This window comes from Rhodocytophaga aerolata (genome assembly GCF_030503435.1).
GTDB classification, from domain to species: Bacteria; Bacteroidota; Bacteroidia; order Cytophagales; family 172606-1; genus Rhodocytophaga; species Rhodocytophaga aerolata.
In genome coordinates this window covers 291325-313624 of the sequence record NZ_JAUKPO010000006.1, presented here as the reverse complement: position 1 = coordinate 313624, position 22300 = coordinate 291325, and the positions used below count along the sequence as shown (strand labels likewise).

At 42.3% G+C, this 22300-nt stretch carries 20 protein-coding genes and 1 tRNA gene; 15 read left to right on the top strand and 6 right to left on the bottom strand.

Annotated features, from left to right (window positions below):
• The first annotated feature begins 40 nt into the window (after positions 1 to 40).
• A complete protein-coding gene (locus Q0590_RS13565) occupies positions 41 to 1669 on the top strand; it encodes an acyl-CoA carboxylase subunit beta (protein ID WP_302038091.1) in 1629 nt (542 codons plus the stop codon).
• 56 nt (positions 1670 to 1725) lie between these two features.
• Here Q0590_RS13565 and Q0590_RS13560 read toward each other — a convergent pair whose 3' ends face one another.
• Positions 1726 to 2193: a lipocalin-like domain-containing protein gene (locus Q0590_RS13560; protein ID WP_302038090.1), complete on the bottom strand. Its 468-nt coding sequence runs from the start codon at positions 2191 to 2193 to the stop codon at positions 1726 to 1728.
• A 372-nt stretch (positions 2194 to 2565) separates the two neighbouring features.
• Here Q0590_RS13560 and Q0590_RS13555 point away from each other — a divergent pair, with 372 nt between their 5' ends.
• From Q0590_RS13555 to Q0590_RS13545, 3 genes are all read left to right on the top strand, one after another.
• Positions 2566 to 3420 carry a transglutaminase-like domain-containing protein gene (locus Q0590_RS13555; RefSeq protein WP_302038089.1) on the top strand — a complete coding sequence of 285 codons (855 nt, stop codon included), beginning with the start codon at positions 2566 to 2568 and terminating at the stop codon, positions 3418 to 3420.
• A 185-nt stretch (positions 3421 to 3605) separates the two neighbouring features.
• Complete coding sequence (locus tag Q0590_RS13550) at positions 3606 to 4082, top strand: hypothetical protein (RefSeq protein ID WP_302038088.1); 477 nt, start codon at positions 3606 to 3608, stop codon at positions 4080 to 4082.
• Between the two features lies 1 nt (position 4083).
• On the top strand, positions 4084 to 4284 hold the full coding sequence (locus Q0590_RS13545; RefSeq protein ID WP_302038087.1) for a helix-turn-helix transcriptional regulator: 201 nt from the start codon (positions 4084 to 4086) through the stop codon (positions 4282 to 4284).
• 115 nt (positions 4285 to 4399) lie between these two features.
• Here the strand turns inward: Q0590_RS13545 and clpB are convergent, their stop codons facing one another.
• Positions 4400 to 7009, bottom strand: coding sequence for an ATP-dependent chaperone ClpB (gene clpB / locus Q0590_RS13540; protein WP_302038086.1), 2610 nt, complete (start codon positions 7007 to 7009; stop codon positions 4400 to 4402).
• A 297-nt stretch (positions 7010 to 7306) separates the two neighbouring features.
• Between clpB and Q0590_RS13535 the strand changes: the two genes are divergently transcribed.
• The 8 genes from Q0590_RS13535 (at position 7307) to Q0590_RS13500 (ending at position 14329) form a co-directional block, all read left to right on the top strand.
• A complete protein-coding gene (locus Q0590_RS13535; protein ID WP_302038085.1) occupies positions 7307 to 7636 on the top strand; it encodes an ArsR/SmtB family transcription factor in 330 nt (109 codons plus the stop codon).
• Between the two features lie 80 nt (positions 7637 to 7716).
• On the top strand, positions 7717 to 8157 hold the full coding sequence (gene arsN2, locus Q0590_RS13530; RefSeq protein ID WP_302038084.1) for an arsenic resistance N-acetyltransferase ArsN2: 441 nt from the start codon (positions 7717 to 7719) through the stop codon (positions 8155 to 8157).
• A gap of 97 nt (positions 8158 to 8254) precedes the next feature.
• On the top strand, positions 8255 to 9091 hold the full coding sequence (gene arsM / locus Q0590_RS13525) for an arsenite methyltransferase (protein ID WP_302038083.1): 837 nt from the start codon (positions 8255 to 8257) through the stop codon (positions 9089 to 9091).
• 125 nt (positions 9092 to 9216) lie between these two features.
• A complete protein-coding gene (trxB, locus tag Q0590_RS13520; protein ID WP_302038082.1) occupies positions 9217 to 10167 on the top strand; it encodes a thioredoxin-disulfide reductase in 951 nt (316 codons plus the stop codon).
• Positions 10168 to 10400: 233 nt separating this feature from the next.
• The gene (locus tag Q0590_RS13515; protein ID WP_302038081.1) at positions 10401 to 10919 is read left to right on the top strand and encodes a histidine phosphatase family protein; all 519 of its coding nucleotides are present in this window, start codon (positions 10401 to 10403) and stop codon (positions 10917 to 10919) included.
• 115 nt (positions 10920 to 11034) lie between these two features.
• The gene (locus Q0590_RS13510) at positions 11035 to 12096 is read left to right on the top strand and encodes an ArsO family NAD(P)H-dependent flavin-containing monooxygenase (protein ID WP_302038080.1); all 1062 of its coding nucleotides are present in this window, start codon (positions 11035 to 11037) and stop codon (positions 12094 to 12096) included.
• A gap of 237 nt (positions 12097 to 12333) precedes the next feature.
• A complete protein-coding gene (locus tag Q0590_RS13505) occupies positions 12334 to 13704 on the top strand; it encodes a cystathionine beta-synthase (RefSeq protein WP_302038079.1) in 1371 nt (456 codons plus the stop codon).
• Positions 13705 to 13798: 94 nt separating this feature from the next.
• Positions 13799 to 14329, top strand: coding sequence for a GNAT family N-acetyltransferase (locus Q0590_RS13500; protein WP_302038078.1), 531 nt, complete (start codon positions 13799 to 13801; stop codon positions 14327 to 14329).
• An 8-nt stretch (positions 14330 to 14337) separates the two neighbouring features.
• Here the strand turns inward: Q0590_RS13500 and Q0590_RS13495 are convergent, their stop codons facing one another.
• Both Q0590_RS13495 and rpoN read right to left on the bottom strand, forming a co-directional pair.
• Positions 14338 to 15084 (bottom strand): phosphatase PAP2 family protein, encoded by a 747-nt coding sequence (locus tag Q0590_RS13495; RefSeq protein ID WP_302038077.1) that lies wholly within the window; start codon positions 15082 to 15084, stop codon positions 14338 to 14340.
• Positions 15085 to 15245: 161 nt separating this feature from the next.
• Positions 15246 to 16718 (bottom strand): RNA polymerase factor sigma-54, encoded by a 1473-nt coding sequence (rpoN, locus tag Q0590_RS13490; protein ID WP_302038076.1) that lies wholly within the window; start codon positions 16716 to 16718, stop codon positions 15246 to 15248.
• Positions 16719 to 17212: 494 nt separating this feature from the next.
• Between rpoN and asnS the strand changes: the two genes are divergently transcribed.
• The 3 genes from asnS (at position 17213) to Q0590_RS13475 (ending at position 20725) form a co-directional block, all read left to right on the top strand.
• Entirely contained in the window at positions 17213 to 18658 is a 1446-nt protein-coding gene (asnS, locus tag Q0590_RS13485) for an asparagine--tRNA ligase (RefSeq protein WP_302038075.1), read from the top strand.
• A gap of 123 nt (positions 18659 to 18781) precedes the next feature.
• Positions 18782 to 18982 (top strand): hypothetical protein, encoded by a 201-nt coding sequence (locus Q0590_RS13480; RefSeq protein WP_302038074.1) that lies wholly within the window; start codon positions 18782 to 18784, stop codon positions 18980 to 18982.
• A gap of 441 nt (positions 18983 to 19423) precedes the next feature.
• Positions 19424 to 20725 carry a plasmid pRiA4b ORF-3 family protein gene (locus tag Q0590_RS13475; RefSeq protein WP_302038073.1) on the top strand — a complete coding sequence of 434 codons (1302 nt, stop codon included), beginning with the start codon at positions 19424 to 19426 and terminating at the stop codon, positions 20723 to 20725.
• 6 nt (positions 20726 to 20731) lie between these two features.
• Here Q0590_RS13475 and Q0590_RS13470 read toward each other — a convergent pair whose 3' ends face one another.
• Both Q0590_RS13470 and Q0590_RS13465 read right to left on the bottom strand, forming a co-directional pair.
• Entirely contained in the window at positions 20732 to 22009 is a 1278-nt protein-coding gene (locus Q0590_RS13470; RefSeq protein ID WP_302038072.1) for an OmpA family protein, read from the bottom strand.
• A 146-nt stretch (positions 22010 to 22155) separates the two neighbouring features.
• Positions 22156 to 22231: transfer RNA gene (locus Q0590_RS13465), tRNA-His, on the bottom strand.
• Positions 22232 to 22300: the final 69 nt, after the last annotated feature.

The window sequence follows — 22300 nt, the reverse complement described above, 5'->3', positions numbered from 1 at the left end:
TGCCTATATTTGTTTAAGCGCAACATCACGCTTATTGCAAATGACTATAGATTTTCATAAAAATGAGGAAGCTTACCAACAACTCATTTCTCAGCTTACTAACCGGCTAAAAAAAGTTTATCAGGGCGGGGGCCTAAAAAAAATAGAATCCCACCATCAGAAAGGAAAGCTTACTGCCCGCGAAAGAATCGCATACCTGATTGACAAATCTTCCTATTTCCTGGAAATTGGCGCCATGGCTGGCGATGGTATGTACCAGGAGGAAGGCGGCTGCCCTTCCGGAGGTGTGGTAGTAGGAATTGGGTATGTTTCCGGCAGACAATGTATTGTTGTAGCGAACGATGCCACAGTTAAAGCAGGAGCCTGGTTTCCTATTACAGCCAAAAAGAATTTGCGGGCACAAGAAATAGCCATTGAGAACCGCTTGCCTATCATCTATTTAGTAGATAGTGCCGGTGTATACCTTCCCATGCAAGATGAAATTTTTCCGGATAAAGAGCATTTTGGCCGGCAGTTCCGCAACAATGCCCTGATGTCCTCTATGGGTATTGTGCAGATAGCGGCTATTATGGGCAGTTGCGTGGCTGGTGGGGCTTATCTGCCTATTATGTCTGACGAAGCTTTAATTGTAGACAAAACAGGCTCTATTTTTCTGGCTGGTTCTTACCTGGTGAAAGCAGCCATTGGAGAAGATGTTGATAATGAAACTTTAGGAGGTGCCACTACCCATTGTGAAATATCTGGCGTTACAGATTACAAATACGAAAATGATCAGCAGTGTCTGGATGCCATCCGTACTATTTTCGATAAAATGGGTGATAATCCAACAGCTGGCTTTAACCGGACTACACCGGCACCACCGGCAAAAGCTCCGGAAGAAATCTACGGCCTTATTCCGGCTGACCGGGTAAAACCCTATGATATGCTAGAGATTATCGACCGTTTGGTAGATAACTCTTCATTTGAAGAATACAAGCAGAAGTATGGCCAATCTCTTTTATGTGGATTGGCGCGTATTGAGGGGTGGGCTATTGGTATTGTAGCCAATCAACGGAAGGTAGTAAAGTCGAAAAAAGGCGAAATGCAGATGGGAGGCGTCATCTATTCTGATTCAGCAGACAAAGCCGCCAGATTTATTATGAACTGCAACCAGAAGAAAATACCCTTACTATTCCTGCAAGATGTATCCGGGTTTATGGTAGGCAGCCGGGCCGAACATGGAGGAATTATTAAAGATGGAGCCAAAATGGTAAATGCCATGGCTAACTCTGTGGTTCCGAAATTTACTGTTATTATAGGTAACTCGTATGGAGCAGGTAATTATGCTATGTGTGGCAAGGCCTATGATCCCCGGCTTATTTTTGCCTGGCCTACTGCCCAGATAGCTGTTATGAGTGGCGCCTCTGCCGCTAAAACCTTACTGCAAATACAAGTAGCCACGCTAAAATCCCGAGGAGAAGAAGTAACACCGGAGGCGGAAAAAGCCTTATTAGAAAAAATAATATCCCAGTATAATGAACAACTTTCGCCCTATTATGCAGCGGCCCGTTTGTGGGTAGATGGCATAATAGATCCGCTGGAGACACGTAAAGCTATAGCCATGGGTATAGAAGCGGCCAATCATGCACCTATTGAAAAAAGGTACAATGTAGGCGTTTTGCAGACGTAATAAAATAAAAAGGCTACCATGTAAATTATGGTAGCCTTTTTATATAAGTATTCTTACTATTGGGCCTTAAATGTATAAATTACTTTCGAACCACTTTTACTTGGATCAGCTACCTCAAACTTAAGCGTTAATGCAGACAACTCAATAATTTTCCCTACTTCTGTATACCCATCCTGGTAACTCATGGTTAGTGTAGTTTCATCAGAACTTAAATTCCAGGTACCTGAGTCAATTAAATCATGAGTTTCACATTTAGTGTTTCCTTCTTTTTCTTCAAAATTCTTATTTGAAGAAAAAATGGTAATATCATCCTGTGAGCAGTCTTCTAACCAGTTAAACAGGCTTGTAGTAACACCTGAATAAGAAACCTGATAATTTGCAATTTTCCAGGTTTTACTGCTAACCCCTGCCAGTAATTCTGTTTTTGATTTGGCCGGAACCGTTTCGTTGTCTTTTTTGCAAGATGAAAAAACGGTAAGCACCGTAAAAAGCATAATAATGAAAGAATACTTTGTCGTTTTCATGAAATACAGATAATAAATAAATTAAACTTGTTTGAACAGGTAGTTACCTACAACTAAGCTTAATCCTTTCGCCAGTTATTTCATCACCAGTTTCGTCAGCAATCCGGGCTCAATCATTTGTAAGATTTGGCGGTATTTATAGTAGGATATACACAGATAAATCCCAGTAATTTCCTGATCAACAGAAATATTCAACTGATGGAAATAGGCGTTTTCTAGGTAACACCTCAGGATCACTGAATTTTACAGCTGGAATTTGCTTTAGTAAACTTCCAAAAATTTGGGTATTTTGAAGTATATTTGTTTATTTCTGCGTATGTATTGTATCTGTACATATGCTGCACCACTACTTAAAATTTAGGTTTACTTAGAATGAATAATAATGAAATAAAAGCCCTGGTTTCTTTGCTGGACGATGAAGACAAAGAAATTCAGATACATGTAGAGCAGAAAATTATTTCTTTGGGAGATGCTATTATTCCTTTTCTGGAGGAGGAATGGGAAAACAACCTGAATTTAGGTGTACAGAAACGAATAGAAGATTTAATCCATCTGTTGCAGTTTGAGAGTTTAAAAGCCAAGCTCCGGCAATGGAAAGAAGAAGGGCAGCAGGATTTACTGGAAGGCATGTGGCTGGTTGCTACCTACCAGTATCCGGATCTGTCGCTGGATAAGTTGAAGAGGGAACTGGAGCAAATTTATTATGATGCCTGGCTGGAGTTCCGCTCAAATATTCATCCCTTCGATCAGGTGAAAATTCTCAACAGCATTATGTTCAGCAAGTTAAAGTTTGCAGCTAATACCAAAAACTTTCACTCACCCTCTAATTGCATGCTGAACATTGTACTGGATTCTAAAAGAGGTAATCCTATATCGCTTTGTGTGGTATATATGTTAGTAGCCAACAAGCTAAAAATGCCGGTATATGGTGTAAATCTGCCGAATTTGTTTGTGCTAACGTACAAAACCAACGAGTCGCAGTTTTATATAAATGTATTCAGCAAAGGCATTATTTTTTCCAAAGCAGACATTGATAAATACATTGCCCAGCTAAACTTGCCGTCTTCCGATATTTTTTACCAGCCCTGCTCTACGATAGATATCATTAAACGGGTGCTGCGTAATTTGATTATCTCCTTTGAAAAAACCAGTGATACAGATAAAGTGCAGGAAATAAAGCAACTCCTTCATGTAATCTCCGACGAACCGGGTGACCTGGCTTATTAAAGCATAGATAACCTATACCATCAGACCAAAAAGCCGGATATATCCGGCTTTTTGGTTTTGTCACTTTCCTTTCCTCCTTCACTTTTACAAAGTTATACTTTGTGTAAACCATTCATAACTTTTAGTAAATTTTATTTGTCAATATGTAAAGTATATTTTACATTTGTTTACTTAAATATACTACTATGAAAACAGACTATCTTTTTCCCAACGCATTTAAAAAAATTGGTTGGCTAATTACCATTTCTTCCCTGGTTTTAGGGATAATTTATCTGGCCTCTAATGGTGACTTTACTTTATCATTCTTAACCTTCCGCTTGAGAAAAGCAGAAGGAGCAGACCTTTTCCTGGGCGAATACGAGGACTTTACAAACGAACTTATTGCCATCCTTCTGATCGTTGGATTAAATCTGGTGGCATTCTCAAAAGAAAAAATAGAAGACGAATGGGTGGCCAAAACACGTCTTGAATCGCTGCAATGGGGGGTTTATTTCAACTCATTCGTACTAATAATAGCCATTGCTTTTATCTATGGCGACAATTTTCTGGATGTAATGATATATAACCTGTTTACAGTGCTGATTTTTTTCATCATCCGCTTTCACTATATCATTTATATCAAGCCGGCGTTTGACAAGAAGAACAAAATAAATGCATTCTGAGATGAAAAACCGGATACGCGTAGAACGGGCAGAACTAAATATAACCCAGGCCGACCTGGCAGAACGTATTCAGGTTTCCCGGCAAACTATTAATGCAATGGAAAGCAACAAGTATGTACCCTCTACAATTCTAGCCCTGAAAATTGCCAAACTATTCAATAAACCCGTAGAACAGATTTTCTTTCTGGAAGAAGGAGATTAAAGCACAAAACCCTGCCAGGGACTTTACCTGGACAGGGTTCTTTACACTTCAAATAACTAATTGGATTCACTCAAAACAGCTAATCATCAGCACATTAATTACTTAGCATATCAGATTATATTTCCACTTTACTCACATTAAAGAAGCGGATATTTCCGGCATCTTCGTCCCACAGCATACCTACTACATCATCTTTATTGATCTTGCCTGCCAGGATATCTTTGGATAATTCGTTCAGAATCATCCGCTGCATTACCCGCTTCAACGGCCGGGCACCAAACTGCGGATCGAACCCTTTTTCACCCAGAATATTCAATACTTCCTCATCTGTTTCCAGTACAATGCCTGCTTCCTCTAACCGCTTCTGAATCTGCCTGAACTGAATATCCACCACTTTGCGTATCTCTGACTTGGACAGCGGACGGAACATCACTAATTCGTCTATCCGGTTCAGGAATTCCGGACGGATGGTCTTCTTTAACAGTTCAAATACTTCATTTTTGGTATCTTCAATCACCTGATCACGGTTCCAGTCTTCCATCTTCTCAAAGTTCTCCTGGATAATCGGCGAACCGATATTCGATGTCATAATGATGATAGTATTCTTAAAGTTAGCCACCCGGCCTTTGTTGTCGGTTAAGCGACCATCGTCCAATACTTGCAGCAAGATGTTGAATACATCCGGATGTGCTTTTTCTATCTCGTCCAGCAGGATCACAGAGTAAGGCTTACGGCGGACTGATTCCGTTAACTGGCCACCCTCATCATAGCCCACATATCCGGGAGGCGCCCCAATTAACCGGCTTACCGCATGGCGTTCCTGATACTCTGACATATCTATCCGCACCATCGCGTTTTCATCGTTGAACAGGAATTCTGCCAAAGCTTTGGCCAATTCTGTTTTACCTACCCCAGTGGTACCCAGAAAAATAAATGAACCGATGGGTCGTTTAGGATCTTGCATACCGGCCCGGCTCCGGCGGACAGCATCGGCTACTACCTGAATAGCTTCTTCTTGTCCGGCAACACGCTTACCTAACTCTTCTTCCAGGTGCAGTAACTTCTCCCGTTCGCTTTGCAGCATCCTGGAAACTGGAATACCTGTCCACTTGGCTACTACTTCGGCAATGTCTTCGGCAGTAACTTCTTCCTTCAGCATCGGGTTATCCATTTCTTTTACCTGCTTCTGCAACTCCTGTAAGTGCTGCTCTGCTTCGCGGATACGGCCATACCGCAATTCTGCTACTTTTCCATAGTCTCCGGCACGTTCTGCCTGTTCGGCTTCCACTTTATAGCGGTCAATATTTTCCTTCTCCTTCTGAATGCCTTCAATTACTTGCTTTTCATTCTCCCATTTAGCTTTCAGATTGTTGCGCTGCTCAGTCAGGTCTGCTATTTCTTTAGACAATACGGTTTCTTTATCCCGGTCGTTTTCCCGTCGGATGGCTTCGCGTTCAATCTCCAGCTGCATAATCCGGCGTTGAATCTCATCCAGTTCTTCTGGCAAGGAGTCTATTTCAATGCGTAGTTTGGCTGCCGATTCATCCATCAGGTCAATAGCCTTATCGGGCAGGAAACGGTCGGAAATATAGCGGTTAGAAAGTTCTACAGAAGCAATAATGGCATCGTCTTTAATGCGTACGCCATGATGCACTTCGTACTTTTCTTTAATGCCCCGCAAGATAGAGATAGCATCCTGAACACTTGGTTCATCTACAATTACTGCCTGAAAACGTCTTTCTAAGGCTTTATCTTTCTCAATATATTTTTGATATTCTTTCAGCGTAGTGGCACCAATGGCATGCAGTTCCCCACGGGCCAGTGCAGGTTTCAGCAAGTTAGCAGCATCCATGGCCCCTTCTCCCCCACCACCGGCACCAATCAGTGTATGAATCTCGTCAATAAAGAGGATAATCTGCCCGTTGGAATCAGTTACTTCCTTGATAACGGCCTTTAACCGTTCTTCAAACTCTCCTTTATATTTAGCACCTGCCACCAGTAAGCCCATATCCAGAGAAATCAAGGTTTTATCTTTCAGGTTTTCTGGTACGTCGCCACTTACAATCCGCTGTGCCAGTCCTTCTACAATAGCCGTTTTACCTACCCCAGGCTCACCCAGTAGTATGGGGTTATTTTTTGTTCTGCGCGAAAGAATCTGTAATACCCTTCTGATTTCTTCGTCGCGGCCAATAACCGGGTCAATTTTACCGGCTTTGGCCCGTTCAGTCAGGTTAATGGAATAGCGTTCCAGCGATTTATACTTAGCTTCCGCATTCTGATCGGTTACTTTGGCGTTGCCGCGTAATTCTTTAATGGCTTGTTTTAAGTATTTTTCTGTAAAGCCTACATCTTTCAGTAACTGAGCCACACGGTCTTTGCCGGCTAGTATACCTAATAAAATATGTTCTACGGCAACAAACTCATCGCCAAAATCTTTCAAATAGGATTCAGCCTTCTGTAGAGCAGCCGCTGCATCATTCCCCAAATAGGGATTTCCCCCGCTTACTTTTGGGTATCCTTTTATAATCTCGTCCAGACGTGGTTCTATTTGTGTACGACCTACGTTTAATTTCTTCAGCAAGAAAGCAATCATGTTCTCATCCGAAGTCAAGATTGCCTTCATCAAGTGACCAGGCTCAATAGCTTGCTGGGTGTTTCCCAAAGCAATTTCTGATGCCTGCTGAATCACTTCTTGTGATTTGATGGTGTACTTATTAAAGTTCATATATGTATCTATTTCACTCCTATTCTATCAAACGATAAACCATTGGGATGTTTCCGGAAATTTTGTCCGGAATCTACTAACATCTCATAAATAATAAGTCATTTTGGCCGGAAAAAGCTTTTGACAACCGTTAACACTACCATTTAGGTTGCAGATAGACACTCTTACTAAGTGATAGATTTTATTTACCAGTAACGATTTATGCTGCCGCATTAGCTCTATTGATAATTTTTTTTTATACTTACTTGTATATCAAAAGTTATTATCGTAATATTGCGATATATCTATTAATACAACATGGGCGTAACAAAAACTCAAAACTTTACTGCCACTCAAAACAAAGTAGCTTCTTATGCCAAGGCGTTGGCCCATCCGGCCAGGGTAGCCATTATTGAGTATTTAGTAAAGAACCAGACCTGCATCTGTGGAGATCTGGTAGAAGAACTGCCGCTAGCTCAGGCTACGGTTTCGCAGCATTTGAAAGAGTTGAAGCAGGTAGGCATTATTAAAGGAGAGATCGAAGGAACCAGTGTATGTTATTGTTTGGATGAAAAAGGATGGGGCGAGGCCCGGGAGATGTTGCTTCAAGTATTGAATGCTGCTTTGCCTGACAAGCGTTGTTGTTGATATGAACAGCGTTGCTTGAGAGCAACGACATAAATCATTCTCAAATCCTCAAATATCCACAGTTTCAAACTATCCTATCTATGCTACAAGAAATCATTATTACCCCAGCCAATCCGGCAGACCGTCCGGCGGTAGTAGAGTTGCTTCAATCCCAGAACTTACCTACGCAGGATTTACCTGACCGCTTAGAGAACTTTATTCTGGCCAAAGAGAATGGAAAAGTTATTGGCTCGGTTGGCCTGGAAATTTATGGCAAATATGCATTACTGCGTTCTCTGGCGGTAGAAGCCGCCTTCCAAAGCGGTGGTATAGGGCAAACCTTGTATAAAACGGCGCTGGAAGTTGCCCAAACCAAAAAAGTGCAGGACCTATATCTTATAACTACTAGTGCTGCGCCATTTTTTAAAAAAGCAGGCTTTACGCAGATCAAACGTACCGATGCCCCTGCCCCTATTGCAGCAACCGCCCAGTTTACGACTATCTGCGCTTCTACCGGAGTGGTAATACATAAGAAGGTATAAACCACTATCTAATTATTTAATATAGGAATAATATAAGTTGAAAATCTACTTACTTTTTTATCGTAAAATTACAATATACCAATAAACAACTATACATATGAAACCCTCTGACGTATTAAAACGACTTGTAAAAGAAAAGTACAGCGAAGTAGCCCTGCAAAGTAAAGAAATGAACGAAAGCTCCTGTTGTGGCAGTGGCTGCTGTAGTACAGTAGATGCCGCTGTATTTGCTGAAGACTACGCTCAGGTAAACGGCTACCTAGCTGATGCAGACTTAGGGCTTGGCTGTGGCTTGCCCACCCAGTATGCCAGGATCAAAGAAGGCGACACCGTTATAGATTTAGGTTCTGGCGCCGGCAACGACTGCTTTGTGGCCCGTGCAGTAGTGGGTGATAAAGGCAAAGTAATAGGTGTGGATATGACAGAAGCCATGATTGAAAAAGCCAGAAGCCATGCTGATAAACTAAGTTTTAATAATGTAGAATTCCGCCTGGGGGAGATTGAAAAGCTGCCAGTAGCCGCAAATACAGCTCATGTAGTGGTAAGTAATTGTGTGCTAAACCTAGTCCCAGATAAGAAGCAAGCTTTTGCCGAAACATTCCGGGTACTGAGGCCTGGTGGTCACTTCAGCATCTCAGATGTAGTGCTTACCGGTGAGTTGCCACCAGCTTTGTTGAAAGCAGCCGAAATGTATGCAGGATGTGTTTCCGGAGCTATCAGTAAAGAAGCTTATTTGCAGACAATCCGGGAAACTGGTTTTGTGAATATAGAGTTACAAAAGGAGAGACAGATAACTTTACCCGATGATATTTTGTTAAACTATTTATCAGCCGGAGAACTGGAAGCATTTAAACAGTCCAACGCAGGTGTATATAGCATTACCGTATATGCCGAGAAACCAGCCTGCTGTGAACCAGGCTCCGGGTGTTGTTGATGGATTACGTCAGTTACTAAAAACACTAACTACTATACGCTTGGCTGATAAATAATTAATTTATGGTATAGAACCTTGCCGGTTTTATAAATAAATTTGCCGGGTTAGAAAATAAATGAATTATTATGGAACATATACAATGTTTGATTATTGGGGCCGGACCTGCCGGATATACAGCAGCTATTTATGCTGCCAGAGCAAATCTAAAACCAGTGATGTATGTAGGCAACCAGCCTGGTGGCCAGCTCATGATCACCAATGATGTAGAGAATTTTCCAGGCTTTCCGGATGGCGTCATGGGTCCTGAAATGATGGAGCTGTTTAAAAAACAAGCCGAACGTTTTGGTACCGATGTCCGCTATGGTATGGTCACTGGCGTCGACTTCTCCGGCCATCCGCATAAAATTACCATAGATGCAGAGAAAGAAATCACCGCCGATGCCGTAATTATAGCCACTGGTGCCTCCGCTAAGTGGTTAGGTATTCCGTCAGAAGCCAGGTTAAATGGCAGTGGAGTGTCCGCCTGTGCCGTTTGCGATGGATTTTTCTACCGTGGCCTGGAAGTAGCCATTGTAGGAGCCGGCGATACGGCCTGTGAAGAAGCATTATACTTATCTAAATTGTGCAAGCATGTACATATGCTGGTCAGAAGAGATACAATGCGGGCTTCTCAGATTATGCAAGCACGGGTAAAAAATACGGCCAATATTACGGTTCACTGGAATACCGAAACAGATGAGATTTTAGGAGAACATACAGTGGAGGGTGTACGGGTTAAAAACCGCTTAACCGGAGAAACGAAAGAATTAGCTATTCAAGGATTCTTTGTAGCTATTGGCCATGAACCTAACTCTACTGTATTCAGCAAATACCTGGAGATGGATGAGCAAGGCTATATTATTACCCATCCAGATTCTACCAGAACAAATATCCAGGGAGTGTTTGCCTGTGGCGATGTGCAAGATAAACATTACCGACAGGCTGTAACAGCAGCTGGCACAGGTTGTATGGCTGCGCTGGAAGCAGAACGTTACCTGGTTGCCATGGAAACCCACTTGCTTACTGCAGAGGACTAACGTTTGCTCTATTCCCCTTCACTTACCATAGTAGAACATACCTCTCCATTTCCTTTATCCAGGAAAAGGAGAGGCTAAGTTTATTATATAGTGGCTTAGTTAATCAATAATACTGGTTTTCTCTTGACAGCAACTATTTATCAACTGTTTGTACCGGTAAAAAAATTTAACTGATAAGGACAGAGCTTGCCTGTTTATGCCTATATTTTACGCAACCCCTAAACTTGTTTTGTATGAAAATTCCTTTCAGCCTTATTCTCTCTCTTCTGCTTACTTTTTTTACCCTCGCCAGTCTTTCTGCCCAACAAAAGGAAACTACTGTAGTCTATCTGGTACGTCATGCTGAAAAAGACCTGAGGGATCCCAGTGATAAAAATCCACCTCTGACAGAACAGGGTAAACTACGGGCACAACACCTGGCCGAAAGATTAAAAAAGGAAAAAATAGAGGCTATTTACAGCACCAAATTCGACCGGACCCTAAACACCGTAAAGCCACTGGCCGAAGAGAAAAAGATTGAAGTAAAAACTTACTATGGGGTAGATTACCAAGCACTAAAAAAACAAATAGAGACTGAAAAAGGCAAAACTATTGTCATCTGCGGCCATAGTGATAACCTGCTGCCTATTATTAAAACCTTGGGAGCCACCCCACCTCTGGAGAAAATTGCCGATACTGCGTACGACAACCTGTTCAGAGTAACTATCTCTCCGGATGGCAAGGCTGTGGCAACGGTCGAAAAATTCAACTAATAAGAGCTAGGCAAAGAATCCTACCAGATAAAGCTGTTCACTTATTAGTAACATAATAAACCTGCATTGATAAGTGATTTTAGCTGATTAAATAAGTTTTAATCTGTAATGGCGCATGGAAGAACCTGTTCATATAGCAGATGTAGTGATTATTGGCGGCGGCCAAAGCGGACTAGCCATGGGCTACTACCTGCGGCGCACTGGTTTATCTTTTGTTATACTAGATGAACAGGCACAACCAGGGGGTTCTTGGCTGCATACCTGGCACTCGTTGAAGCTTTTTTCTCCTGCTGAACATTCTTCCTTACCCGGATGGCTAATGCCCAAAACCGAAGACGAATACCCTGGCAAAGCCCAGGTGGTTAATTATTTAGCTGAGTATGAAAAGAAATACAACCTGCCAGTAGAAAGGCCTGTCAAAGTAGAAAAGGTGGTCTATACGCCAGAAGGCTATACTATCCATACCACTGCCGGACTGTGGCAGGCAAAAGCTGTGGTAAGTGCTACTGGCAGCTGGCACACACCCTATGTACCGGAATATCCGGATAGGCACCTATATCTCGGCTACCAGATCCACTCGGCTCATTACCAGAAAGCAGAAGATTTTGCCGGAAAAAAAGTACTGATTGTGGGCGGCGGAAACTCCAGTGCACAAATTTTAGCTGAAGTATCTAAGGTAGCCCACACAACCTGGGTTACGGAAAAAGAACCTACCTTTCTGCCAGATGAAGTAGATGGCCGCTACCTCTTTGAATTTGCTACCAGACAATACAAAGCACGGCAGGAAGGAAAAACTATTCAGCCAGTAGGAAGTCTAGGCGACATAGTAATGGTAGCATCCGTAAAAGAAGCCAGGCAGCGGAATGTTTTACACAGCGTACGCCCATTCAAGAAGTTTACTGCCACTGGTGTACATTGGCCCGATGGCCGGGAAGAAGAATTTGATGCTGTTATCTGGTGCACTGGATTTAAACCAGCATTAGATCATTTACAGCCTTTAGGAGTGATAGAAGCCGATGGTAAGGTACTTACCAATGAAACAAAAGCGGTTAAATCTCCCGGATTGTGGCTTGTTGGGTATGGCTCCTGGACGGGCTATGCTTCTGCCACACTCATAGGTGTAGGCCGCACAGCCCGCAGCACTGCAGAAGAAATAGCCAAAGAGTTACGCAAATAAAACTTCACCTGCTACAGAGCTCAAAACTCCCCATAGAACCTACCTTTACTGCTCCTCTAGAAAACAGGTGTTTTTGTGGAAAAATTTCTCTTTCTTTGAGAATTGATTTTTCGGGGTTCGTGTTACCCCTACAGGCAACCTCATAGCTAATTGCCTTTTCCTGAATTACATTTGGGTGAACAATTGAGCTTTGTAACCCGTTCAGGACATTTTTCATAGGATCACAACATCAACTATATGTACTACAATTCCATTATTGAAACGATTGGCAATACACCGCTTGTCAAGCTGAATAAAGTTACCAAAGGCATTAAAGGGACTATTCTGGCAAAAGTAGAATACTTCAACCCAGGTAACTCAGTAAAAGACCGGATGGCTATTAAAATGATTGAAGATGCCGAGAAAGAAGGTAAAATTAAACCAGGCGGAACTATTATTGAAGGTACATCCGGCAACACAGGTATGGGATTGGCACTGGCGGCTATTTCTAAAGGCTATAAATGTATTTTTACTATGTCTGATAAACAGTCGCAGGAGAAAATCAACATTTTACGGGCGGTAGGTGCAGAAGTAATTGTATGTCCGACAAACGTAGCTCCGGAAGATCCGCGGTCGTATTATTCAGTGGCTAAACGCCTGAGCCAGGAAATTCCTAATTCTATCTACCCGAACCAGTACGACAATTTATCCAATACAGCTGCCCATTACGAAACTACTGGCCCGGAAATATGGGAGCAAACCGAAGGCAAAGTTACCTATTATGCTTGCGGAGTCGGTACTGGAGGTACTATGTGTGGAGCCGCCAAATACTTAAAAGAGCAAAATCCGGCTGTTAAAACGGTGGGTATTGACACCTATGGCTCGGTGTTTAAGAAATACAAGGAAACCGGCATTTTCGATGATAATGAAATTTTCCCCTATATGACGGAAGGCATTGGAGAAGACATTCTGCCAAAAAACGTAGATTTCAGCTTGATTGATACCTTCATCAAAGTAACAGATAAAGATGCCGCCGTAATGACCCGCCGCCTGGCCAGGGAAGAAGGCTTATTTGTAGGTTGGTCTTGCGGTTCAGCTGTGTTTGGAGCACTGGAGTATGCCCGGGAGCACATGACCGAAGAAGATGTAATGGTGATTATCCTACCTGACCACGGCACCCGCTATTTAAATAAAATTTATAACGATACCTGGATGAAAGACCATGGCTTTCTGGAATCCCGCGATTTTGCGACGGCCAAAGACATTATCCAGAGCAAAAATGGCAGCGACCGCCTGCTAACTATAGAAAAGAAGTTGAAGATTAGTGAAGCGGTACGTATCCTGAATAAAGAAGGCATTTCCCAGATTCCGGTAACCGATGGAGAGCAAATTGTAGGGAGCTTAACTGATTCAAAAGTACTGAATCACCTGATAGATAATCCGGAAATTAAAGACCATCCGGTAAGCGAAATCATGGACCCGCCATTTAAATTCGTAGGGATGGATAATACCTTGGATGTGCTTTCGTCGCTAATTGACCGGGAAAATAAAGCCCTATTGGTACGGGATGAAAAAAACAAAGTACATATTATTACACAGGCCGATTTGCTCCTGGCCATGACCAGCTAAGAAAGTAATCTGGAATTTTTACCTACAAAAATAAAAGGTGTCTTGCTCAGGACACCTTTTATTTTTATTATGCACGTAGAGACACCCCCTACCCATGCAAATATTTTCAGAAACAGACCGCTTAACCCTAAGAGAACTTCTTCCCACAGATGCCCTGGGTATGTACGAACTAGATGCTGATCCGGAAGTACATACCTATCTGGGTAATAAGCCAGTAAAAAGTATAGAAGAAAGCAGGCAAATTATTGAGTTTATACGAGAACAGTATGTCAGTAATGGCATAGGCCGCTGGGCTGTGATCGAAAAAGAAAGTCAGGAATTTATTGGTTGGGCAGGTTTAAAATTTATCCGAGACACAATTAATCGCCATACCTACTATTATGATCTTGGGTATAGGTTTATTAAACGGTATTGGGGAAAAGGTTATGCAACGGAGGCTGCAAAAGCCTCTTTAGCCTTTGGGTTTAACAATCTTCAATTAAAAGAAATCTATGCTATGGCCCACTTAGCTAACCAGGCTTCCCAACAAGTACTCACAAAAGTTGGTATGCAATTTATAGAAACTTTCACCTATGAAGAGGAGCAAATGAATTGGTATAAAATGACAAATCCATTATTTTTTTAAATATTACCTTATAAAAGTAAATAAATAGACCCGAAACTGATACAGAACCCAAGTAAGGCCCCAACAAATACCTGGGCAGGCGTGTGCGTATTTAAGGCTAGACGGGCACTCATCAATAAGCCGGCTAATAAAATAACAACTAAAATAGGGTAAAATAACTGCTGCTCAGCAAACTTCAGATAAAAGGCAAACAGAAAACCAATTACCCCGCAGATACCTACACTATGCGCACTGATTTTCCAGAAAAGTGTAATTAACGTTATAAGTGCAATAGAAAAAGTAATGCTGCCTAGTACCACTACCATAGCATAACTGGCTTGCAGTTGTTTAAAAAACATATAGGTAACAACTGTGTAAAAAACGGTAGTTGACAGAAAAGGCACAAAACGGTCTTTCTTGTCTTCCATTTCCAGTTGCTGCAAAGAACTTGTTTCGGTTGCTTCATCCGGCGCAAAGGTATCTGCCGGACTTTCTAATTTATTTAATTCAGCACGGGCTAGTGCACGGGTTCTGGTTAGAAACACCACACTAATCACTGGTATCACAAACGTTACCAGGAATATCACGCCCAGCAACGTAAGCCGCCATTGAGTATTCCCACCAGAAGTTCCAATAACAGCCGGAGAAAGGTATAAAAGTATGGCGTATAATAAGGTAGGCATCAACAATGGATGCAACAGGACAGAAAGTGCCTGAGCCATTTTTTTCGTCACAAGGGTAGAAGTCGTATATGATGGATTTATTGTTATGGGCATCGTGTATGTGTTTGCAAAGAGCATTTTTGCAGAGCGCCAGGAGTTAAGTGCATAGCGCGTTATACTTGCTTTTTATGATCTATCAAAAGTGAATTCATTACGGCCTTTCGTTTCTAAATTTTATGTGCCTTCCCCTCTGCTCTATGCAAATGCCCTTTGCCCTAAAGTTCTTTCCTAAGCCGGGCTACCGGTATATTCAGTTGTTCGCGGTATTTAGCTACTGTTCTGCGGGCAATATTATAGCCTTTGTCATTCAGTATTTTTTCCAGTTTGTCGTCTGATAGAGGCGATTTTTTATCTTCATTATCTATCAGTTCTTTCAGAATGTATTTTACTTCCCGGCTACTCACATCTTCCCCGGAATCGGTAGAGATACCTTCGGAGAAGAAATATTTCAACGGATAAATACCAAACTCGGTTTGTACAGCTTTGCTATTGGCCACCCGCGAAACGGTAGAAATATCCATATCTATGGTATTGGCAATATCTTTCAGAATCATGGGCCTCAGTTTGCTTTCATCGCCGGTCAGGAAGAAGTCGTACTGGTATTGCACAATGGCGTTCATAGTCCGGAGCAGGGTTTGCTGCCGTTGTTTAATGGCATCTATAAACCACTTGGCGGCATCCAGCTTCTGCTTTACAAAGGTTACGGTTTCGCGGATATTCTTATCTTTTTTGTTGCTTTTGTCATAGGTATCCAGCATCTCGGCATACGAGCGGCTGATCTTTAATTCCGGTGCATTGCGTGAATTCAGCGACAATTCGAGTTTACCATTGTTATTGATCAGCATAAAATCCGGTATTAAATACTGCGTACGCACATCACCCGAACTACCGCCTGGTTTAGGGTTCAATCTGGTAATAATGTTTACGGCATCTTTAATCTGCTCATCGGTGATATTTAGCCGCCGTTGAATTTTGTCGTAGTGCTTTTTGGTAAACTCTTCAAAGAAGTCGTCTATGATTTTAATGGCGTTGGTAACTGCCGGATTATCATGCGCTTTCCGGTCCAGCTGTAGTAACAGACATTCCTGTAAATTACGGGCACCTATGCCGGGTGGGTCAAAATATTGTATCTTATGCAGAATATCTTCTACCTCCTCTACGGAGGTTTCTACATTTTGCGAAAAAGCCAGGTCATTCACAATGGCTTCCAGTTCCCGGCGTATATATCCGTCGTTATCAATACTGCCAATCAGTTGTTTGCCTATAATACTTTGCCGCTCATCCAACTTGAGAAAACCCAGCTGGGTAAGCAAAGAATCGATGAGGGTAGACGTAGTAGCCAGAGGCATTTCCCGGTCTTCGTCATCGCCAGGGCCATCGCCCTGCATTTTATAGCCGCTTATATCTTCGTCCCGCAGGTAATCATCTACATTCAGGTCGGCATCCATCCCATCGTCAAAACTGTCGTCCATGTCATCATCGTCATAATCCCCTTCTGCGTCTAGTTCCTCTCCGCCATCTTCGTTGGCTGATTCATCTTTGCCTTCTTCCAGAGCCGGATTTATTTCCAGTTCTTCTTCAATACGGGCATCCAGTTCGGCAGTAGGAATTTGCAGCAGTTTTATAAATTGTATCTGCTGTGGCGATAGTTTCTGGGAAAGCGACTGATTTAAACCAAGCTTCTGCATGTGTCCTTTCTGTTTCTAGTAAATCCTAAGTTAATTCAAATTTATTATAATATCTGTATAAACGTACAATTTTGGCATGCTTAGTTTACATACGGTCTATAACATTTTATGCTGCTAGTGCCCATCCAATAGATTGTACTTTATACCTCTGTTCTTTTCATACGGCTACACTGGTAACCCAGGTACATAACTCCATTCTTTTACCACTGGTTACAGTACATCCCTTACCAAGGATAATACTACTGGAAAACCAACTGCAGTATGTCAAAAGAAAACGCTGATCAGAGAAGGTTGTTATGAATAGCTGCCAATCTTTCCTTATGCTACAAGAATACCTGGTTATCTATGGTAGGAAATACGGAAGCAGTAAATTCGTCTATAAGCTTTTTATAATTTTCGGGATGCTGTATTGATTTTATTCTAATTTTGTGGACTAATTTTTTGGGTAAGTCTATTTACTTAACTTCTACCCATGATATAAATTTTTCAGAGATATGATGGAAAAAAGGATTCCTGTAAAAGAGCTGCTCCAGTCTACTGGATTTGGTAAAGACGTACACGTAAAAGGCTGGGTACAAACCAAACGCGAAAGCAAAAATGTAGCTTTTGTGGCATTGAATGATGGTTCCACGGTGCACCATTTACAGATTGTGGTAGATGTGTCAAGCTTTTCTGAGGAGACGTTAAAAAATATACATACAGGAGCCAGCATTGCCGTTACTGGTACTTTGGCAGAATCGCAGGGACAAGGGCAGAAGGTAGAACTGCAAGCCAGGCACATCGAAGTATACGGCACCGCTGATCCGGAAAAATATCCTCTGCAGCCCAAACGACATTCCATGGAATTTTTACGGGAAATAGCCCATCTGCGTCCCCGGACCCGTACATTTGGTGCTGTGCTTCGCATCCGCCATGCCATGGCCTTTGCTGTACATAAGTTTTTTAACGACAGAGGCTTTTTTTATTTGCACACACCCATTATTACCGGTTCAGACGCGGAAGGGGCTGGTGAAATGTTCCGGGTAACTACGCTGGATCCGGTAGATCCACCTTTGAATGAATTTGGAACCGTAGACTTTACACAGGATTTTTTCGGGAAAGAAACCAACCTAACCGTTTCTGGCCAGCTGGAAGGTGAATTAGGTGCTATGGCTTTGTCCTTAATTTATACCTTCGGGCCCACTTTCCGGGCAGAAAACTCCAATACTGCCCGTCACCTGGCAGAATTCTGGATGATAGAACCCGAAATGGCCTTTTATGACCTGGAAGACAACATGAACCTGGCCGAAGATTTTCTGAAATACCTGGTACAATATGCCTTGGAACACTGCTTAGACGATCTGCAATTTCTGGATAACCGCTTGCAGGAAGAGGAAAAAAACAAAAAGCAAGAAGACCGCAGCCCTATGGGCCTGATTGAAAAGCTAAAGTTTGTAGTTGAAAACCAGTTTGAACGGTTAACTTATACAGAAGCCATAGATATTCTGATTAAATCTAAACCTAACCAGAAAAAGCAATTTGTGTATCCGGTGAGCTGGGGAACCGATCTGCAATCGGAGCATGAACGGTACCTGGTAGAAAAGCATTTTAAAAAACCCGTAATTCTTACCAATTATCCCAAACACATCAAAGCCTTCTATATGAAGCAAGATGAAGATGGTAAAACGGTACGGGCCATGGATGTGCTGTTCCCAGGTATTGGCGAAATTATTGGCGGCTCGCAGCGGGAAGAGAACTACGACAAGCTTTACAGCCGCATACAAGAAATGAAAATTCATGAAGAGAGCCTATGGTGGTATCTGGAAACCCGCAAGTACGGCACGGCTCCACATAGTGGCTTCGGCTTGGGATTTGAACGGCTCATTTTGTTTGTAACTGGTATGGGTAACATCCGCGACGTTATACCTTTTCCGCGTACACCACAGAATGCAGAGTTTTAAAGAGAGCTTTTCATACGATAGTTAAATAGAAAAAGCTGTTTTTGTAAACAGCTTTTTCTATTTTCCGTACAACTACCAAGCAGTCTGTGCAAACAGCTGATTTTTCATTAACTATATATAGCTATGGCAGAAAAAAATAAAGAGGCGCAACCTACGCAGCCTGATAGATCAGATAACAAAAGTGTATACGAACAGCCTATAGCCCAGAAAAAAACAGAGGAAGGCGACGTAGAAAAAAATCCGGCTCCAGGCTCAGCTTATGGGCATACCCTGTCAGAGAAAGAAGAGGGAGACACAACAACGGATGGGGTGGATAAAGTTTAGTACGCAAAATACCATTTGTCAAAAAGGCTGCTATTCTAGTAGCCTTTTTTATTGCCCGTTACCTAAATTCAACTTCTTCTTACTCTCTTTATTTCAGTTTTCCAGAACCTTGTTTTTGTCATAAAAAACACATACCTTTTATTTCTATTCCCGGCATCTGAACCTGATATTTTTCCACAGATCAACGCAGCAGTATAATATCAAATGGGTGCCTCTAAACATGGGTATAATCATTACTTTTTGAAGGACATCTATTGGTTGACGATGGCACCTATACCTGGCAGGTGTGTCATTTACGGGTTTTGTTGTTCCAGGTAAGTTACTATTTAAGGCTGCTATTCTAAAAACCGGAACCCACCCATGGTATCTGGGTAATCCTTTCTGCTGATAACCTATTACTTGCTGACGTGTGAACAGAAAATATATTTAACCCACTCTCCTATGAACCCTGCATGTGAGGCATCCATGATGCCAGTGGTAAATGACTTCACTCTATTTTTCCAGTTCCTAAAAAGCCAGGACAAAACGCCGCTCACTATTGAAAAAGCCGTACTGAAAGGAAAAGACCTGTTTGTGCTGAATCAGCAATTGTATTACAAGTCCGCATATGTAACCGAGAAAAGCCTGCAAAATGCGTATCCTGCCCTGGACTTCTTCTACCAGGTGGCCGTAGCTTCCCGGCTGGTATACATTTACCGGCAAGAGAAAGAGAATTATTTGCAGCTGAATAGGCTCCGGCTGGAAGCATTTGAAGCACTTACCTTTACAGAGAAATATTTTTTTCTGCTGGAAACCGCATGGTCCTATATTAACTGGCCTAAGCTTAGCGAAACCATGAGTTGGATTCTGATAGAAGAAAGTATTATCCGGATATTGCACCTGGTTTCGTTAAGTATTCCCGGCAGTCTCCTGCCCGTTGCTCAGCACCGGTACATAGACCTGGGAGAAGAAAAAATATACTTTTCAATTGTGTCGTCGGCTATCTATGCCTTTTACGTCTTAGGTTTTTATGACCTTATTTTTGATAACACCTTTACACAGAAACCCGACCGGTATATGCTGCCTGTAACAGCCTTAAAACCCACGTTGCTTGGCCGGGAACTGGCTACTATCCTGCTCGACAAACGACCGCTCGAACTATGGAATGTTGCCTGCCGGCGGGACAGTAACGAAGGAGAAATTCCCTTAGGCATTACAGAAGAACATTTTTATATAGAAGATGCCAAGGGAAATGTAACGCCTAATCCGTTGGTTACTTTTGAAACAGAGTCTTTTCTGAAACCTTTCTTGCCGCTTTTCAATCCCGGCGAATTAAAGACTTCCCTTTTTCCGCTTCCTAAAGCTTTTACCGAAGGTATCTTCCATTTCAAAATAGCCCTGGCCAAAGACCTGTACAGAACCATTGCCATCAGTGCATATGATACCTTACATGACCTGCATAACGCCATTCAGGCAGCCTACAAATTCGATAACGACCATCTGTATGCCTTTTATATGGATAATGAACAATACTCCGGCGAACGCTATGAATCGCCCTGGTCAGAAGAAGGGCCGTTTGCCGATACCGTAAAAATAGGGGAACTGGATTTATATGCAGGCCAGCAGTTTCTATATCTGTTCGACTTTGGCGACGAGTGGCTGTTTACCATTACCCTGCTGGCGATTGATACATCCGGGGTAGTCCTCAAAAAACCAAAAGTACTTGATAAACAAGGCCGGAACCCAAAACAATACAGGGCTTAATCAGCTCTACTGCTGAATAATCAGTTCTACCCGCCTGTTTCTGGCTCTGCCTTCAGTTGTTTCATTGCTAGCTACCGGCCGTTTTTCGCCACTGTAACTCACGTGAATATTTTTCTCAGGAATACCCAGCTGTTTCAGGTACCTGGCAACCGACAAGGCTCTGTTCTGCGAAAGCATATCATTATACACATCTGTGCCCATACTATCCGTGTGGCCGGTTATTTCCAGCATAGCTTGTGGGTATTTTTTTAGTATATGATAATACTGCTCAAGTACGCTGGTGGCACTGTCGGTTAGAGAATAGGTATCGAATAAGAATTCTACACTGGTGGCAGGTAAGGTAGAAACAACGGTAGCTACCGGAATTTCGGGCATTGGGGGTACCTCTGCCACCAACGTATCGGTTGGTAGAGGCATAGGTTGAAAGGGGTTAGTAATTGGGATAATTTTATCGCCGGTACTTTTAAAGGAGTGGCCAGCCAGATATACGCCTGAATCCAGAGAGTAGTCGCTTACATCGGCTATGGCTATTTCTATACGGTATAGTTCCCCTGGCACTACTTTACATGCTGCTTGCAATAAAGTGGTAAAGCCATCATACTGAATGTTGTACTGGGGTAGTGCTTTTGCTTTGCCATAGTTTTTATTTTTTACAGTGGCTTTTTTCCGCACATCATACACAATAGCCTCATGATAGGTTTCGGTCGGGTTGTCTACATAATACTTTTTGTTCTTCTTATAATTAATACTGTTGATAGTAACCGGAACCTGAGTTTTGGGTAACACAGCCAGATTTACATCCGCAAGGCCCGGACCATTGATAAAGAAAGCAAATACATCATTGAATTTAGAGCCTACATATTCGGTATATTCTTCGGAAGCAAAAATAAAGTCGAAGGAAAGATTTTCAGCAGACGTAATAAAATCGAAAGCCAGAATAGCCGCATCGTGTGTACGTCCGTTAGCAATTCCTTCCAGTTTTGCATACCCCGGCGTTTTGTTCACAAATTGCATATCGGTAAACTTGTTGGGTCCTGTACTCACTAGGGCACTACCAGACGTAAGCAAAATCCCATTGTTTATTGAAAGCATCCGGGTAGAATCAGTAAAAGTTCCGATGGCATGTCTGGCCCCGGTGTACCGGATATTTCCTGCTACTACGCCTTCTCCCAGCAACACTTCATTCACCAGATGTTCTATGGTGTGGGAAGTATCTATTTGCATCTGGCATATTCCTGCGGTAGCACAAAGAAGAGAAATAAAGACCACTAAGAGCTGTTGCATCCTCAACCGGGTATAGTTTATTTTTTAAACGATACATGTCAGCAAATATTTACTTGTATAGGAACCAAGTTGTTTCTGGAGGGATAAACGAATACGACAGAGGCGTAAAAACAAAAATGCCTGGCTTTGAGAAACCAGGCAAAGAAGGGAGGGAGACGGGGTTCGAACCCGCGACCCCCTGAACCACAATCAGGTGCTCTAACCGGCTGAGCTACAACCTCCATTTAAGAGTGGCAAAATTAAGGTATTTACGCGTATGTTACAAAACTTTGGGTACATAAATTTATTTTC

Bases quoted from the DNA above. Each gene is read 5' to 3' on its own strand.
- Q0590_RS13565 (WP_302038091.1), top strand. From the start codon at position 41: ATGACTATAGATTTTCATAAAAATGAGGAAGCTTACCAACAACTCATT.
- Q0590_RS13560 (WP_302038090.1), bottom strand. From the start codon at position 2,193: ATGAAAACGACAAAGTATTCTTTCATTATTATGCTTTTTACGGTGCTT.
- Q0590_RS13555 (WP_302038089.1), top strand. From the start codon at position 2,566: ATGAATAATAATGAAATAAAAGCCCTGGTTTCTTTGCTGGACGATGAA.
- Q0590_RS13550 (WP_302038088.1), top strand. From the start codon at position 3,606: ATGAAAACAGACTATCTTTTTCCCAACGCATTTAAAAAAATTGGTTGG.
- Q0590_RS13545 (WP_302038087.1), top strand. From the start codon at position 4,084: ATGAAAAACCGGATACGCGTAGAACGGGCAGAACTAAATATAACCCAG.
- clpB (WP_302038086.1), bottom strand. From the start codon at position 7,009: ATGAACTTTAATAAGTACACCATCAAATCACAAGAAGTGATTCAGCAG.
- Q0590_RS13535 (WP_302038085.1), top strand. From the start codon at position 7,307: ATGGGCGTAACAAAAACTCAAAACTTTACTGCCACTCAAAACAAAGTA.
- arsN2 (WP_302038084.1), top strand. From the start codon at position 7,717: ATGCTACAAGAAATCATTATTACCCCAGCCAATCCGGCAGACCGTCCG.
- arsM (WP_302038083.1), top strand. From the start codon at position 8,255: ATGAAACCCTCTGACGTATTAAAACGACTTGTAAAAGAAAAGTACAGC.
- trxB (WP_302038082.1), top strand. From the start codon at position 9,217: ATGGAACATATACAATGTTTGATTATTGGGGCCGGACCTGCCGGATAT.
- Q0590_RS13515 (WP_302038081.1), top strand. From the start codon at position 10,401: ATGAAAATTCCTTTCAGCCTTATTCTCTCTCTTCTGCTTACTTTTTTT.
- Q0590_RS13510 (WP_302038080.1), top strand. From the start codon at position 11,035: ATGGAAGAACCTGTTCATATAGCAGATGTAGTGATTATTGGCGGCGGC.
- Q0590_RS13505 (WP_302038079.1), top strand. From the start codon at position 12,334: ATGTACTACAATTCCATTATTGAAACGATTGGCAATACACCGCTTGTC.
- Q0590_RS13500 (WP_302038078.1), top strand. From the start codon at position 13,799: ATGCAAATATTTTCAGAAACAGACCGCTTAACCCTAAGAGAACTTCTT.
- Q0590_RS13495 (WP_302038077.1), bottom strand. From the start codon at position 15,084: ATGCCCATAACAATAAATCCATCATATACGACTTCTACCCTTGTGACG.
- rpoN (WP_302038076.1), bottom strand. From the start codon at position 16,718: ATGCAGAAGCTTGGTTTAAATCAGTCGCTTTCCCAGAAACTATCGCCA.
- asnS (WP_302038075.1), top strand. From the start codon at position 17,213: ATGATGGAAAAAAGGATTCCTGTAAAAGAGCTGCTCCAGTCTACTGGA.
- Q0590_RS13480 (WP_302038074.1), top strand. From the start codon at position 18,782: ATGGCAGAAAAAAATAAAGAGGCGCAACCTACGCAGCCTGATAGATCA.
- Q0590_RS13475 (WP_302038073.1), top strand. From the start codon at position 19,424: ATGAACCCTGCATGTGAGGCATCCATGATGCCAGTGGTAAATGACTTC.
- Q0590_RS13470 (WP_302038072.1), bottom strand. From the start codon at position 22,009: ATGCAACAGCTCTTAGTGGTCTTTATTTCTCTTCTTTGTGCTACCGCA.